Source organism: Mycoplana ramosa (assembly GCF_041930185.1).
GTDB classification, from domain to species: domain Bacteria; phylum Pseudomonadota; class Alphaproteobacteria; order Rhizobiales; family Rhizobiaceae; genus Mycoplana; species Mycoplana ramosa.
The window spans coordinates 19379-34163 of sequence record NZ_JBHEEW010000003.1; the positions used below are offsets into that span (position 1 = coordinate 19379).

The 14785-nt window shown below is 64.7% G+C and carries 13 protein-coding genes; 3 read left to right on the forward strand and 10 right to left on the reverse strand.

What is annotated here, in order from left to right:
• The first annotated feature begins 254 nt into the window (after nucleotides 1-254).
• Nucleotides 255-1316, forward strand: coding sequence for a porin (locus JNC62_RS04530; RefSeq protein ID WP_374836385.1), 1062 nt, complete (start codon nucleotides 255-257; stop codon nucleotides 1314-1316).
• Between the two features lie 25 nt (nucleotides 1317-1341).
• Here JNC62_RS04530 and JNC62_RS04535 read toward each other — a convergent pair whose 3' ends face one another.
• The 10 genes from JNC62_RS04535 to JNC62_RS04580 form a co-directional block, all read right to left on the reverse strand.
• Nucleotides 1342-2856 carry a Na+/H+ antiporter NhaC family protein gene (locus JNC62_RS04535; protein ID WP_374836387.1) on the reverse strand — a complete coding sequence of 505 codons (1515 nt, stop codon included), beginning with the start codon at nucleotides 2854-2856 and terminating at the stop codon, nucleotides 1342-1344.
• Between the two features lie 126 nt (nucleotides 2857-2982).
• Complete coding sequence (gene arcC, locus JNC62_RS04540; RefSeq protein ID WP_374836389.1) at nucleotides 2983-3918, reverse strand: carbamate kinase; 936 nt, start codon at nucleotides 3916-3918, stop codon at nucleotides 2983-2985.
• A gap of 2 nt (nucleotides 3919-3920) precedes the next feature.
• On the reverse strand, nucleotides 3921-4925 hold the full coding sequence (locus tag JNC62_RS04545; RefSeq protein WP_374836391.1) for an ornithine carbamoyltransferase: 1005 nt from the start codon (nucleotides 4923-4925) through the stop codon (nucleotides 3921-3923).
• A gap of 45 nt (nucleotides 4926-4970) precedes the next feature.
• A complete protein-coding gene (gene arcA, locus JNC62_RS04550; RefSeq protein WP_374836393.1) occupies nucleotides 4971-6197 on the reverse strand; it encodes an arginine deiminase in 1227 nt (408 codons plus the stop codon).
• A gap of 50 nt (nucleotides 6198-6247) precedes the next feature.
• Nucleotides 6248-7717, reverse strand: coding sequence for an arginine-ornithine antiporter (gene arcD / locus JNC62_RS04555; RefSeq protein WP_374836395.1), 1470 nt, complete (start codon nucleotides 7715-7717; stop codon nucleotides 6248-6250).
• A 241-nt stretch (nucleotides 7718-7958) separates the two neighbouring features.
• Nucleotides 7959-8120 carry a hypothetical protein gene (locus JNC62_RS04560; protein WP_374836397.1) on the reverse strand — a complete coding sequence of 54 codons (162 nt, stop codon included), beginning with the start codon at nucleotides 8118-8120 and terminating at the stop codon, nucleotides 7959-7961.
• A 152-nt stretch (nucleotides 8121-8272) separates the two neighbouring features.
• On the reverse strand, nucleotides 8273-9790 hold the full coding sequence (locus JNC62_RS04565) for a tripartite tricarboxylate transporter permease (RefSeq protein WP_374836399.1): 1518 nt from the start codon (nucleotides 9788-9790) through the stop codon (nucleotides 8273-8275).
• A 110-nt stretch (nucleotides 9791-9900) separates the two neighbouring features.
• Nucleotides 9901-10392: a tripartite tricarboxylate transporter TctB family protein gene (locus tag JNC62_RS04570; protein WP_374836401.1), complete on the reverse strand. Its 492-nt coding sequence runs from the start codon at nucleotides 10390-10392 to the stop codon at nucleotides 9901-9903.
• Complete coding sequence (locus tag JNC62_RS04575; RefSeq protein WP_374836403.1) at nucleotides 10389-11333, reverse strand: Bug family tripartite tricarboxylate transporter substrate binding protein; 945 nt, start codon at nucleotides 11331-11333, stop codon at nucleotides 10389-10391. The genes JNC62_RS04570 and JNC62_RS04575 overlap by 4 nt, the downstream gene beginning before the upstream one ends.
• Before the next feature lie 226 nt (nucleotides 11334-11559).
• Nucleotides 11560-12627: an ABC transporter substrate-binding protein gene (locus JNC62_RS04580; RefSeq protein WP_374836405.1), complete on the reverse strand. Its 1068-nt coding sequence runs from the start codon at nucleotides 12625-12627 to the stop codon at nucleotides 11560-11562.
• A gap of 77 nt (nucleotides 12628-12704) precedes the next feature.
• On the opposite strand from JNC62_RS04580, the gene JNC62_RS04585 reads away from it, so the two are divergent.
• The gene (locus JNC62_RS04585; RefSeq protein WP_374836407.1) at nucleotides 12705-13379 is read left to right on the forward strand and encodes a response regulator transcription factor; all 675 of its coding nucleotides are present in this window, start codon (nucleotides 12705-12707) and stop codon (nucleotides 13377-13379) included.
• Nucleotides 13376-14782 carry a sensor histidine kinase gene (locus tag JNC62_RS04590; protein WP_374836409.1) on the forward strand — a complete coding sequence of 469 codons (1407 nt, stop codon included), beginning with the start codon at nucleotides 13376-13378 and terminating at the stop codon, nucleotides 14780-14782. Before JNC62_RS04585 ends, JNC62_RS04590 begins: the two co-directional genes overlap by 4 nt.
• Nucleotides 14783-14785 lie beyond the last annotated feature (3 nt).

Consider the following 14785-nt stretch of genomic DNA (forward strand, 5'->3'; position numbering starts at 1 on the left):
ACGCCCGAATGATCCCGGACGGCCCGCGGCTTTCCAGTTTTCCATCCTAGCGCGCGCGAGGGGCGGATGCCCGTAGCATCATGTAATCTCTATCGGTTCTCGGGAAAGGAGGAGCGGAGCTTGATGAGGGACGGCTCAGGATCGCGCCGCACCGACTTGCCAGCGAATTAGAGTGTCATAAACCAGCGAATCACTCCATGCTGCTGCGGCATCGGGACGACTCCTGGGATCGTTTGCGAGACAAAGGCGGAAACATGAACAGCAAAGCCATCTTGGTTGCCACTGGTTCGACGCTCCTGTTCCCCCATGCGGGGCGTGCTGCAGACGCCATCGTCGCGGCGCAGCCGGAACCGATGGAGTATGTGCGCGTCTGCGACGCCTTCGGCGAGGCTTATTTCTACATTCCCGGTACCGAGACCTGCCTGAAGATCGGCGGGTACCTGCGCGTCGACATCTCTGGCGGCGATCCGAACGGGCAGGATACCTTTCCGGGCGGCGGCGGCGATTCCTGGTCCACGCGATCGCGCTTGAGCTTCCGGATCAGCACGGCATCCGATACGGAATACGGCGCCCTGAAGACCTACGCGGAGACCCTGTTCAATCGAGACAACAACACCGACAGCAGTGTCAATCTCGAGATCGGCACGATCGAGCTGGCGGGCTTCCTCGTCGGCTATGTCGACACGCTCTATACGGATTTCACCGATGATGCGGGCAATGGCATCAACGACTACTACGACGTCAACTACGGTGATTTCCATCAGACGCAGATCCGCTACACCTATGATCCGGGAAACGGTTTCGTCGCGGCGATCTCGCTGGAGGACGATAGCGACCCGAGCGGCAGCACGGTCGAAGATGTCGATGAGGCCGACGACGATTATGTGCCGGACATTATCGCCGCCGTGGGCTATGTCACCGATCCGTTCAAGGCCCGCCTCGTGGGCGCCTATGACTCGTCAATGGAGGAAGGCGCGATCAAGCTGCGGCTGGACGGCACGATCGGCGGCCTGTCGGTCTTTGCCATGGGCGGCTGGAACACCGATGGCGACCGCGTCAACAACTACGCCCAATGGGACGGCGCCTGGGCGGCGTGGATTGGCGCGTCCTATATCCTGACGGAGAAGGCGACGATCAACGCCTCGATGAACTTCGACGAGGGCGGCGATATCGAAGGTGCGCTCAACATCGCCTACGCCGTCGTGCCGGGCTTCGAGATCATCCCGGAACTCGACTTCCGCAACAAGATGGACGAGAAGGCCGGTCCGGACGCCAAAGACTGGGGTGGCGTCATCCGCTTCCAGCGGAACTTCTGATCTTTCTGGCGAGGGCCATTCCCGCCTACTTCACCACACGCAGGCGCGGCTTCTGCGGATCGTCTTCCTCCGTCGAATCCGCGTGCTTCGGCAAGGTGATGACCCGCCAGCCGAGAAGCGTGAAGACGATCGTCAGCAGCGGGTTCAGGATGTTGAAGAAGCAAAAGCCGGCGTAGGCGATCGTGCCCACCCCCAGCGCCGATGCCATGTAAGCCCCGCAACTGTTCCACGGCACCAACGGCGAGGTCACCGTCGCGGTATCGCCGATGACGCGCGACAGCATCACCGGTGCGAGGCCGCGGTCCGCGAAGGCACCACGGAAGGTGCGCCCCGGCAAGGCGATCGATATGTACTGATCCGAGGTGATGACGTTGGACAGGATTGCCGTGCCGGCCACGGTGGAGACGATCCCGGTGGGGGATTTCACCCTGGCGACCAGGGGATCGATCAGCCGGTTCAGCAGTCCCGCGTGTTCCACCACCGCGCCGAAGGCGAGCGCGGTGATGATCAGCCAGACCGTGTTCAACATGCTCGCCATACCGCCGCGGCTCAGGATCACGTCGATCGCCTTGTCGCCGCTCTCGACCGTGTAGCCGTTGGCAAGCGCGGACCAGGTGCCCTTCAGCAGAGCCAGCGCATGAGGCAGGGTGGGGGCATTGGCAAAGGCGACGACCCTAGCCGGATCCTGGATCACGGCCAGCAGGCCTCCGGCGAGGGCACCGGCAAAGATCGCGACAAAGGGCGCCACCCGGGCCACCGACAGTCCGAAGACGAGAAGCAGCGGCAGGAAAGCCCAGAGCGAGACCGTCGCCTTTGCCTCGATGCTCGCCAGCAGCGCCGTGGCGTCGAAGTCGCCGGGCCGGCCCAGGAGCGCGAAAACGACCACTGCGATGCCGAGGGCCGGCACCGACGTCCAAAGCGACTCGCGGATATGGCCGTAGATATCGGAGCCGGCCGTCGCCGCCGCGAGATTGACGGTGTCCGACAGGGGAGAAGCCTTGTCGCCGAAATAGGCCCCGGAGATGATTGCACCGGCGGTGATCGCCGGCGACAGGCCCATATGCGTGGCAACCCCCATCAACCCGATGCCGATCGTGCCCGCAACGGTCCAGGAACTGCCGATGCCAAAGGCCACCACCGCGCAGACGAGCGCCGTCGTGGCATAGAAGTAGTTGGGGCTAAGGAGCTTCAGGCCGTAATAGACCATCGACATGATGGTTCCGCTCATCGCCCATGTGCCGATCAGGGCACCAACCGCAAGTAGAATCATGATCGCCGGCAGACCGGTTGCAACGCCATCGACAACCGCCTCACGGATGCCAGACCACGGCAGCCCGTTCTTGTAGGCGACCCCTGCGGCGATCACCCCGCAGAACAGCAGCGCCACCTGGTTCGGTCCCGACGAGGCTCCGTCGCCGAACAGCGCATAGGACAGCGCCAGCAGCCCGATCAGCGCAATGCAGGGGATGAGCGCATCAGGCAGGGAGGGAGGCCGCGGTGTCGAGCGGTCTGAAGGTCTCTGCTCATTGCTGTCGGCCACGGTGACCCCCTAAAGCATGTCGCGCAACGGTGTGCCGCGGTTTTGCGAAAGCGACATGCGATAAACCAAGGACTTGAAGCGCGGGAAGCGAACCCGAAGGATTGCGACCCGCTTTCGTTCGGACCCTCAATGCCACGTCATGTCTGTGTAGCTTGCGTTGACGATCGTTCCGCGCTCCCCGCGAACGATGGCGGCAATGTCGGCAAGCGCGCCGATCGCCGCTGCGTTGCCCGTCGCCCTGGCAAAGTGGCAGGCCGCGTCGACCTTCGGCCCCATCGAGCCGGCCGGGAAGGTGTATTGGCCAAGCGCCGACGGACTGGCGCGGTGGATCGCCTTCTGGCCGGGCGTGCCCCAGTCGATGCAGACGGCCTGCGCGTCCGTGGCCATGATGAACAGGTCGGCCTCCAGTTCGCGTGCCAGAAGCTCGGAGCAGAAATCCTTGTCGATCACCGCCTCGACGCCTTTCAGCGAGCGCTCCTTGCCCGGATCGTACATGGTCGGTATGCCGCCGCCGCCGGCGCAGATCACGATGGTGCCCTTCTCCAGCAACCATTTCACCGGGCGGATCTCGAAGATCCGCTTCGGCATCGGCGAGGGGACCACCCGCCGCCAATTGTCGCCGTCCTGCTTGAAGGTCCAGGTCTTCTCGGCCGCCAGCCGGTCCGCCTCCGCCTTTTCGTAGACCGGCCCGACGAATTTCGTCGGATTCTTGAAGCCGGGGTCGTCACCGTCGACCTCGACCATCGTCAGCAGCGTGGCGAACGGCACCTCGAACGGCAGGAGGTTGCCCAGTTCCTGCTCCAGCATATAGCCGATCATTCCCTCGGTCTCAGCACCCAGCACATCGAGCGGATAGGCCTCGTCCGGCTTGTAGGAGGCGCCCTGCAGGGCAAGCAGGCCAACCTGCGGCCCGTTGCCGTGGGTGATCACAACCTGATGCTCGCTGGTGATCGGGGCGATGGCTTCGGCCGCGATTCGGATGTTTCGCCGCTGCACCTCCGCCGTCATCGGCTCGCCGCGCTTGAGGAGCGCGTTACCGCCCAGTGCAATCACGATCCGCATGGTCAATCTCCCAGCGTTGCCACGAGAAGCGCCTTGATCGTGTGCAAGCGGTTCTCCGCCTGCTCGAAGGCGACGTTCGCCTCGGATTCGAACACGTCGTTCGTCACCTCGAGGCCGTTGGACATGCCGTGGTCCTGGGCGATCTGCTTGCCGACCACCGTCTCCGTGTCGTGGAAGGCCGGCAGGCAGTGCATGAACTTGACCTGGGCGTTGCCGCTCGCCGTCATCAGGTCCTTGTTGACCTGGTAGGGTGTGAGCAGCTGGATGCGCTCCTTCCACACCTCCTTCGGTTCGCCCATGGAAACCCAGACGTCGGTGTGGATGAAGTCTACACCCTTCACTGCCGCCTTTGGGTCGTCGGTGATCATCAGCCGCGCCCCGGATTTCTCCGCCAACTCCTCGGCGATCTTGCGATATTCGTCCGCCGGCCAGAGCGACTTCGGACCGCAGATGCGCACGTCCATGCCCATCAGGCAGCCGACGATCAGCAGCGAATGGCCCATGTTGGACCGCGTGTCGCCGACATAGGCATACTTGATGTCGGCGATCGGCTTGTCGCTGTGCTCGCGCATGGTCATCACATCCGCCAGCATCTGGGTGGGGTGATATTCGTCGGTCAGGCCGTTGTAGACCGGCACGCCGGCATAGCGTGCCAGCGTCTCGACGCCCTTTTGCGCCGAACCGCGGTACTCGATAGCGTCGTACATGCGCCCGAGCACGCGGGCGGTGTCCTTGAAGGACTCCTTGTGGCCGATCTGCGAGCCTGCGGGATCGAGATAGGTCACGTTTGCCCCCTGGTCGGAGCAGGCGACCTCGAACGCGCAGCGGGTGCGCGTCGAGGTCTTCTCGAAGATCAGGCAGATTTCCTTGCCTTCGAGGTGCTTCTGTTCCGTGCGGGCATATTTGGCCCGCTTCAGGTCGCGGGCGAGATCGAGGAGGAAGCGGAACTCGCGCGGCGTATAGTCCTGTACCGTGAGAAGCGAGCGGTTGCGAAGATTGAGGCTCATGATGCTGCTCCAAGACTGATGGAAGGGTCCTATCGGCAAAAATCGTCAGGCCGGATCGCGCCAGATCGGGCAGGTCATGCAATGCCCGCCGCCGCGGCCGCGGCCCAGTTCGGAGCCGCGGATGGTGATCACCTCGATCCCGGCCTTGCGCAGCAACGTGTTGGTGTGGGTGTTGCGGTCATAGGCGACCACTACGCCGGGCTCGATGGCGACGACGTTGTTGCCGTCGTCCCATTGCTCGCGCTCGGCCTCGTAGGCGTTGCCGCCGGTCGCCACGGTCCGCAATCTCTTCAGCCCCATCGCCTCGGCGACGACCTCAAGCATCGGCTTCGTCTCCTGACGAACCTCGAACGTGCCGTCGTCGCCCTTCGGGTAGACGCTGTAGCAGCGGATCTGGTCGACTACGTCGGCAAACAGCGTCACGAGATCGCGGTCGCAGAAGCTGAACACGGTGTCGAGGTGCATCGCCGCACGGCTCTTCGGCATCAAGCAGCCGATGACGCGCGTGGCGGCCTTTGCCTTGAAGAGCGCCTGGGCCACCTGGCCGACGGCCTGATAGGTCGTGCGCTCGCCCATGCCGATGAGAACGACGCCATTGCCGACCGGCATGACGTCGCCGCCCTCCATCGTCGCATTGGCGAACGGTTCGTCGGAATCGCCCCACCAGATCTGAAAGTTGCCGCCCTTGAACGACGGATGGAACTTGTAGACCGCCCGTTGCACCAGGGTCTCCGCCCGACGCGCCGGCCAATACATCGGATTGCAGGTCACGCCGCCGTAGATCCAGCACGAGGGATCGCGCTGGAACAGCGTGTTCGGGATGGGCGGAATCACGAACTCGGGCGCGCCCAGCGCCTCGAGCATGAGGTCCTTGCCACGGATGTCGGGCAGGTCCGAGACGGCGATGCCGCCGATCAGAAACGTGGCGAGCTGCTGTGCCGGCATTTCGTCCAGCCACGGGCGCATCGCCTCGGCGATCTGGGTCCCGAGCACATTGGGGATGATCCGGCGATCCAGCACGAAATCGCGCGCTTCCTTGTCGGCCAGCGTCTCGCCCAGCAGGTCGTGAAGCTCAAGGACCTCGACGCCGCGCTCCTGCATCTTGAGCACGAAGTCGTAGTGATCCTTCTGGGCTTCATGGACCCAGATGACATCGTCGAACAGCAGGTCATGGCAGTTTGCGGGGGTGAGCCGTTGGTGCGCCAGCGATGGCCGGCAGACCATCACCGTCCTGAGCTTGCCGACTTCCGAATGAACACCGAAATTGCGCATCTTGGCTCCTCCACGGCAGGAAATGGTTCAGAATCGAGCGTGGACTGCGGTTAGAGTGGGCTGATTGCTCCGGTCCACATCAGATAGATGGCGAGCAGCGCCAGCACGCCGATCCCGATCGCGATCAAAAGCTCCTTGCCGACAAAGGCCGGCTCGCCATGCTCCTTGCGGGCGCGGGCGTAGACGAGAATGCCGGGCGCAAAGAGCACGGCGCACATGAGCAGGTAGTTGAGGCCGGCGGCATAGACGAGCCAGAGGCCGTAGAGCGTCGCGATCAGCCCGACCAGCATGTCGCGCCGGCGCGCCCTGTCGTCGGGCCGGTAGGTTTCACCCGACAGGGCGAGCTTCAGCGCATAGGCCCCGGAAAATACGTAGGGCGGCAGGATCGCAACCGAGGCGATGAAATAGAAGAACTGATAGGCGCTCTTGGAGAAGAAGCTAAGGATCAGGAACACCTGGATCAGGATGTTGGTCGCCCACAGCGCGTTCACCGGCGATCCGTTTGCGTTCTCCGCAGCAAACCACTTCGGGAATGTGCCGTCGCGTCCGCAGGTATAGGGGATCTCGGCGCAAAGCAGCGTCCAGGACAGGAAGGCACCGCCGACGGAAACCATCAGGCCGAGATTGACGAGCGACGCGCCCCATCGTCCGACGAGCGGCTCGAGGACGCCGGCCATGGAAGGCACCTTCAGACTTGCGAGTTCCGGCTGGCTCAGAATGCCGGTCGACAGCAGGGACACCAGGACATAGATGCCAAGCGCGCCCAGGAAGCCGATGATGGTGGCACGGCCGACATCCGAACGGCGCGCCGCACGCGCCGAATAGACGCTGGCGCCCTCGATGCCGATGAACACCCACAGGGTCACCAGCATCGTGCTCTTGACCTGGTCGAGGATGCTGCCGAGCCCCGCTCCTCCCGAGCCCGCGCCGCGCCCCCAGTCGAAGGTGAACCTGTCCCAGTTGAAGGCAATGATCGTAATCAGGATGAACAGCATCAGCGGCACCAGCTTGGCGATGGTCGTGATGATGTTGACGAACGCGGCCTGCTTGATGCCGTTCAGCACGAGCGCATGGATCAGCCAGAGGCACAGGGACGCACCGACGATGGATATGAGGTTGTTGCCGTCCCCGAATACCGGGAAGAAGAAGGACAGGGCCGAGAAGATCGCCACGGCGTAGGCGACATTGCCGAGAAACGCGCTGAGCCAATAGCCCCAGGCGCTGTTGAAGCCGACGAAAGGCCCGAAACCCGCCTTGGCATAGGCATAGGGACCGGCGTTGAGGTCGGGCTTGCGGATTGCCAGCGATTGGTAGACGAGCGCCAGCGCCAGCATGCCGAAGCCGGTGATCAGCCAGCCGATAAGTATGGCGCCGGGCGATGCGGCCCGCGACATGTCGGATGGCAGGTTGAAGACACCGCCACCGATCATCGAGCCGACGACAAGGGCCGTCAGTGGCAGGAGCGTCAGCTTGCCGGACGGCTGTTCGGTTGCAATTACCTGGTCATGCGTAACGGCCATAACGTCTCCGATCCTGCTGCGGCGCAGATACTGGAGTGTCGACAGACTACGATTTCAGGCCTTCTTGTACGTCCTTTTCTCGCGCTCTGGACGTATGTTACCGGAGTATACCCACGAAGCCGGCCGGGTACGTATCGCCGGCCCATGCCATCGGCCAAAAACAAAGCCCGCCGAAAATCGACGGGCCCTTCGGAACACTGCTGTCACCTCACCGGCGTTGCGCAGGATGCAGTGGCGTTTTTTACTTCGGGAAAGACATCGGGTCGATGCCGAGGGTCTTTAGGTCGCGGTCCCGCGGCCGGCGGTTGCCTTCGACGGCGGCGGCTGCTGCCCCCGCGGCGCCCAGCACCGCAAAGGCGCGACCAAGGAAACCCTGGCGAATGGCGTATCGAAACTGGCTCATCGTCTTGCTTTCTTTGTTCTCTTCTACAGGAACAAAGATGTAACCGATGGGCGCTTCGGACAAGGAACGGAATCACAGGGCTGCTATGCAGGCGCCGCACGCCGCAATTTCCATCGCGGCGTGCCACCGATCAAATTGGTTTCAGCTAGCGCTCAGTCCTCGCTCGCCGCCAGTTGCGACAGCACCTGGCCACGGCCGCGGGCACGCAGCACCAGAGGTATGACCAGTGCCGCCGCCGCGATCAGCAGCAGCACGACCGCTACCGGAGATGCGACGAGCGTCGTCAGGTCGCCCTGGCTGATCGACAGCGCCCGGCGCAGCTGCTGCTCGGCGAGCGGCCCAAGGATCAGGCCGACGACGACGGGTGCGATCGGATAGCCGAAGATGCGCATGACATAGCCGAGCAGGCCGAAGGCGAGCAGCATGCCGAGTTCGAACACCGACGGGTTGGCGCCGATGGTGCCGAGCGTGGCAAACAGCAGAATGCCGGCATAGAGCCACGGCTTCGGGATCGTCAAAAGCTTCACCCACAGGCCGATCAGCGGCAGGTTCAGCACCAGCAGCATGAGGTTGGCAATCAGCAGGCTCGCGATCAGACCCCAGACGAGCTGCGGATTGGTGGCGAACAGCAGCGGACCGGGCTGCAGGCCGTACTGCTGGAAGCCGGCGAGCATGATCGCCGCCGTCGCCGTCGTCGGCAGGCCGAGCGTCAAGAGCGGCACCAGCGTGCCGGCGGCAGACGCGTTGTTGGCAGCTTCCGGCCCGGCAACGCCCTCGATGGCGCCGTTGCCGAATTCCTCCGGGTGCTTGGTCAGCCGCTTCTCGGCCGCGTAGGAGAGGAAGGTCCCGATCTCGGCGCCGCCTGCCGGCATGGCGCCGATCGGAAAGCCGATGGCGGTCCCGCGCAGCCACGGTTTCCAGGACCGCGCCCAGTCGGCGGCATTCATCCAGACCGACCCTCTGACCGCCTCGACCTTGTCCGTCCCCTTGTCACCCTGCGCGGCGATGTAGAGGGACTCGCCGATCGCGAACATCGCCACCGCAAGCGTCGTCACCTCGATCCCGTCGAGGAGGTCGGGGATGCCGAAGGACAGGCGCGCCTGGCCGCTCAGTTGATCGATGCCGATCATCGCCATTGTCAGGCCGACGAACAGCGAGGTCAGCCCGCGCAGCGTCGAATCGCCGAAGGCGGAGGAGACGGTGACGAAGGCGAGCACCATCAGCGCGAAATACTCGCGCGGACCGAACACCAGCGCGATCTTGACGATGAAGGGCGCAACGAAGGCGAGCGCCAGCGTGGCGATCAGGCCGGCGACGAAGGAGCCGATCGCCGCAGTCGCAAGCGCGGGTCCGCCGCGGCCGGCCCGCGCCATCTTGTTGCCTTCGAGGGCGGTGACGATCGACGAGCTCTCGCCCGGCGTGTTGAGCAGGATCGAAGTCGTCGAGCCGCCATACATGCCGCCGTAGTAGATGCCGGCGAACATGATCAGCGAGCCGGCCGGATCGAGCTTGTAGGTGACGGGCAAGAGCAGCGCCACGGTCAGGGCCGGGCCGATCCCAGGCAGCACGCCGACGGCGGTGCCGAGCGTCACGCCGATCAGGGCATAGAGCAGGTTCATCGGCTGCGCGGCAACCAGCAGGCCCTGCATGAGAAATTCGAAAGTGTTCATGGTCTGCCGACCCCCTAGAGCAATCCCAGCAAAAGTGCGCAGCGGTTTTGCGTCAGGAATTGCGTAAGAAAAAAAGGTTAGAGCATTTCAACGGTTGGCGTTGAATTGCTCTAGAAGAACAGGTGCTCGAGCGGCCCGGCGGGCAGCGAGAGCTGCAGCAGCTTGGCGAAGATCACCCAGACGGCAAAGCTGAGCACAATCCCGACCGGAATCGTCAGCCAGAGCTTGCGCTTGCCGAAGCCGGCTGCGGTCAGGGCGAAGAGCAATCCGGTGGCGATCGAGAAGCCTGCGACCTTGAGAAGCAGCATCTGCGCGGCCAGTCCGCCGACGATCCAGACGACCGGCCCGAATTGCTGGGGCTCGCGCGCCGGGAACTCGTTGCGGAAGGCTTCGATCGCGGTCCAGATGGCGAGGCCGATCAGGCAGTAGGCGATGGCATAGGGCACCGTCGTCGGCCCGACCTGCGAATAGCCGGCCGCGCCGGAAAGCTGCGACACGTCCCAGAAGATCACGCCGGCGATGGCCCCCAGCACGATGGCGATGACCAGCGCCGCCCCATCGGGGCGACGCGGTGCCTTTGCGGGTTTGGTCCCGTCGGTCATTCGACCAGCCCGATTTCCTTGAGGATGCCTTCGGTGGCCGAGACGTCCTTGGCGAGCTGCTCATCGAAGTCGGCGCCGGCGAGATAGGTGTCCTGCCAGCCCTTGGTCTTCAGCTGCTCCTGCCAGCCGGCCGACTTGACCAGCTTCTCGATGTCGGCGTTGACGGCGGCTTTCTGCTCGTCGCTGAGGCCCGGAGCCGCGGCGATCATGCGCCAGTTCTGCACCACCACGTCGAGGCCGCTTTCCTTGATCGTCGGCGCGTCGATGCCTTCGAGGCGCTCTTCGCTCGAGACGGCGAGCAGGCGCAGCGTGCCGGCCTTGACCTGCGATTCAAATTCGCCGTAGCCGGAGATGCCGGCGCTGACCTGCGCGCCGAGGATCGCCGCCAGCGCCTCGCCACCGCCGGAATAGGCGATGTAGTTGATCTTCTTCGGGTCGACGCCGGCCGCCTTGGCGATCAGGCCGACCGCGATGTGGTCGGTGCCGCCGGCCGAGCCGCCGGCCCAGGAGACCGCGCCCGGATCCTTCTTCAGCGCCTCGACGAGGTCGCCGAAGGTCTGGAACGGCGAGGAGGCCGGAACGACGATCGCTTCGTATTCACCGGTGAGGCGGGCGATCGGCGTGACGTCCTTCAGCGTGACCGGCGACTTGTTGGTCAGGATGGCGCCGACCATGACATAGCCGCCGACGATCAGCGAACCCGGATTGCCCTTGTCCTGGCTGGCGAACTGGGCGAGGCCGATCGTGCCGCCGGCGCCGGGGACGTTGACGACCTGGACGTTGCCGGAAATGCCCTCGGCCTGCATGACCGTCTGGATCGTGCGGGCGGTCTGGTCCCAGCCGCCGCCGGGATTGGCCGGCGCGATGATCTTGTAGTCGGCCGCGAAGGCGGGCAGCGCCATGGCGCCGGCAAGGATGGAAGCAAGGAAAAACTGTTTCAAGGCGAAGTCCTCCGTCAGGCGCGACGTCTTCGATCGCGCATCGTTCGATGATTGAGGGAGAAGCTTTGCCAACGGCTCCCCGTCGGACCACGTGTCGCGCTTGAGCTCCTCCCCGGGAGTCTCGATCGTCCGCCTCCACGGACGATGACGCCCGCAAGGGCATCATAGAAACCTGTCATCTAACTGACACCGTAGCACAGCCTTGCCACAATGTGGTCGAACGCCATTATTGCGCCCGCAGGACTTCGTTCCAGCGCGCGATCAGCCGCGCCCGCTTGACCTGGTCGAGGTAGACCATCAGACCCGGGCTGACCGGCACCGGCTTCAGTTGCGTTCCGAGCATTTCGCGCATGGTGGTTGCGGTGTTCTCGCCCGCGACCTCGGGCGAGACGGCGGCGATCTGCAGCTTTTGCGCCATGATCGTCTGCCCCTCCTTCGACATGAAGAACTCCAGATAGCGCCGGCCGAGATCCGGAGAGGCGGCAGCCTGCGGCACCAGCCCGATGCGCGACATTACCACGGTGTAGTCCTTCGGCAGGACGATGCCGACGTCGGGATGCTTTGCCGCCCAGTCCGCCGCATAGGAGCCGAGGATGTTGTACCCAATGACGAACCGACCGTCCGCGATCCGCTCGAGGATTGCCGAGCTGGTGGAATAGAGCTTGACGCCGGCCGCCCCCATTGCGCGGATGACGGTCCAGATGTCGCCGAACTGCTCCTGATCGCGCGCCATGAAGAGAAACCCGACGCCCGATCGCTCGATGTCGTAGGTGCCGATGCGACCGTAGATCTCGTTGCCGTGCCGGTTCAGGTAGTCCAGGAACTCGGCGCGCGAGGCCGGCGGCTTCTCATGCGCGAAGCTCGGCTTGTGATAGACGAAGACAGCGGGCTCGAAGGTCAGCGCATAGGCCGTGTTGCGCCAGTTCGCCCATCGCGGCCAGCGCTCGCTCATCGGCAGGTCGCTGCGCTGGGCATAGCCGTCGTTGGAGAGCTTGACCTGCAGGTCCATCGCCGACGAGAACGCGAAGTCGGCGGTCTTCTGCCCGGCGTCGGTTTCCTTCACCACGCGGTCGTAAACCTCTCCGGTCAGCATTTCCTCATAGCGTACCGCCACGTCTGGATTGGCCTGCTGGAAGCCTTTGATCATGGGCCGGGCAAGCGGCTCATCCAGTGACGAGTAAACGACCAGCACAGATGCGTTTCCCCGTCCGTCCGGGGCCGGGTAAAAGGTCTCGGCGGCAATCGCGGACATGCAGAAGCAGAACAGAAGCGTAAAGGCGATTAAGATGCGCATGTTGGCGAACTTGCCTCACCGCGGCACCGTTCACAAGCCGGCGGTTGATCGCTAGTGTGGCGCACAAGGAGATCCAGGTGCGAATACTGCTCGTCGAAGACAATCAAGCGCTTGCGGATGGTCTGTCCGCCATTCTGCGCGGCACCGGCCACGCGGTCGACGTGGTGAGCGATGGCGCCTCGGCCGATGCCGCGATCTCGGCCGAGTCCTTCGATCTGGTGATCCTCGATCTGACGCTGCCGGAAATGGACGGGCTGGAGGTTTTGCGTGTCATGCGCGCGCGGCAGAACCGGGCGGCCGTGCTGATCCTGACAGCGCGCGGGTCGGCGGAGGACAAGGTCAAGGGCCTCGATCTCGGCGCCGACGACTATATGAGCAAACCCTTCGACATCTCCGAATTCGAGGCCCGCGTCCGGATGTTGCTGCGCCGGCAGGCGGGCTTACGGTCCTCGGCGCTCAGCTTCGGCGGTGTCGACCTCGACCTCAACTCGCGCACGTTCTCGGCCGGCGGCACGCCACTGGACATTCCCGCGCGCGAACTCGGCCTGCTCGAGATCCTGTTCCTGCGCGCCGGCAAGGTGGTCTCGAAGGAGGCGATCATCCAGTCGCTTGCTGCCTTCGACGACGACCTTAGCGCCAATGCGATCGAGCAGTATGTTAGTCGGCTCAGGAAACGCATGGCGCCGCACGGACTGACGGTGCGCACTGCCCGCGGCATCGGCTACTACCTCGACAAGGCGGCTCCGGCTTGACCGGCCATCCGGCATCCTCGCTGCGCCGCCAGTTGCTGGGATGGCTGCTGGTCGCCACCGCCGTGTTCGGGATCCTTGCCCTGATCGACACCTACCGCGAGGCGATCAAGACGGCAAACACCGTCTCCGACCGCGTGCTCGCCGGCTCGGCGCTCGCGATCGCCGAGCGGGTGGTGGTGAACGAAAACGGCGCGCTCGAGGTCGACATCCCCTATGTTGCGCTGGAAATGCTCACCTCCGCCGCCCAGGACCGGGTCTTCTACCGGGTCGAGGGGCCGCCTGGTCACTTCATCACCGGCTACCAGGCGCTACCGACGATCGCCGACACGCACGGGCAGCCGACCGCCTATGCCGACGCCAGCTTTCGCGGCGAGCCGATCCGGGTCGCGGTGCTGCAGCGCTCCGCCTCGACCGGCGTCAACTCCGTTCCCTTCGTCGTGACGGTGGCCGAAACCACCATCGCCCGCCGGCAACTGGCGCAGGCGATCCTGCTGCGGTCAGCGCTGCGCCTCGGGCTGATGATCGCCGGCGCCGCCGCGATCGTGTGGATCGCCGTGACCTTGGCGCTGCGCCCACTCTACCGGCTCAGCGACGCCATCGCCGAACGCAACCCCAGCGACCTCCACCCTATCGACCAGCAGGTGCCAAGCGAGGTGCAGGGTCTGGTCGACACCGTCAACTCCTTCATGGTGCGGCTGCAATCGGCGCTGGACTCGCTGCGCCACTTCTCCGGCAATGCCAGCCACCAGTTGCGCACGCCGCTGGCCATCATCCGCACGCAGCTTGCTCTCGCCAGCCGGGCGCCGACGCTCGCCGCGGCGCAGGAGGCGGCGCAGAAGGGCGACAGCGCCGTGGCCCATGCCGAACGCATCCTTGCCCAATTGCTGCTGATGGCGAAAATCGACGCGGCGGCCTCCGCAGAGCCGCATCCCCTCGCCGAAATCGACATCGCCGCAATCGCCCGGTCGGCCACGGCCGAATACGTGCCGCTGGCCGCCCAGGCGGACATCGATCTCGGCTTCGACGGCAACGGTCCGGCGATCGTGAGGGCCGAACCACTGCTGTTTGGCGAGATGCTGCGCAACCTGATCGACAACGCCATCGCCTATGCCGGGCCGGGCGCGGAGGTTACGGTCGCCATTCAGCCGAAGGGCCAGACGATCCGGCTGCGGGTCGAGGACGACGGTCCCGGCATCCCGGCCGAACGGAGAACCGAGGTCTTGCAGCGCTTCGCCCGCGGCGGGCGCGGCGACGCCCCGGGAATGGGACTGGGGCTTCCGATCGTTGAGGACATCGCGGCCCTGTTCGGCGCCACACTAACGCTTGAGCAAGGTGCCGGCGGCAGGGGGCTCAGCGCCGTCGTCACGTTTCCTGCCGCCATGACGGATGCTGGAGCGGGTTGATAT

Bases quoted from the DNA above. Each gene is read 5' to 3' on its own strand.
- JNC62_RS04580 (WP_374836405.1), bottom strand. From the start codon at position 12,627: ATGCGCATCTTAATCGCCTTTACGCTTCTGTTCTGCTTCTGCATGTCC.
- JNC62_RS04530 (WP_374836385.1), top strand. From the start codon at position 255: ATGAACAGCAAAGCCATCTTGGTTGCCACTGGTTCGACGCTCCTGTTC.
- JNC62_RS04570 (WP_374836401.1), bottom strand. From the start codon at position 10,392: ATGACCGACGGGACCAAACCCGCAAAGGCACCGCGTCGCCCCGATGGG.
- JNC62_RS04545 (WP_374836391.1), bottom strand. From the start codon at position 4,925: ATGAGCCTCAATCTTCGCAACCGCTCGCTTCTCACGGTACAGGACTAT.
- JNC62_RS04560 (WP_374836397.1), bottom strand. From the start codon at position 8,120: ATGAGCCAGTTTCGATACGCCATTCGCCAGGGTTTCCTTGGTCGCGCC.
- arcD (WP_374836395.1), bottom strand. From the start codon at position 7,717: ATGGCCGTTACGCATGACCAGGTAATTGCAACCGAACAGCCGTCCGGC.
- arcA (WP_374836393.1), bottom strand. From the start codon at position 6,197: ATGCGCAATTTCGGTGTTCATTCGGAAGTCGGCAAGCTCAGGACGGTG.
- arcC (WP_374836389.1), bottom strand. From the start codon at position 3,918: ATGCGGATCGTGATTGCACTGGGCGGTAACGCGCTCCTCAAGCGCGGC.
- JNC62_RS04565 (WP_374836399.1), bottom strand. From the start codon at position 9,790: ATGAACACTTTCGAATTTCTCATGCAGGGCCTGCTGGTTGCCGCGCAG.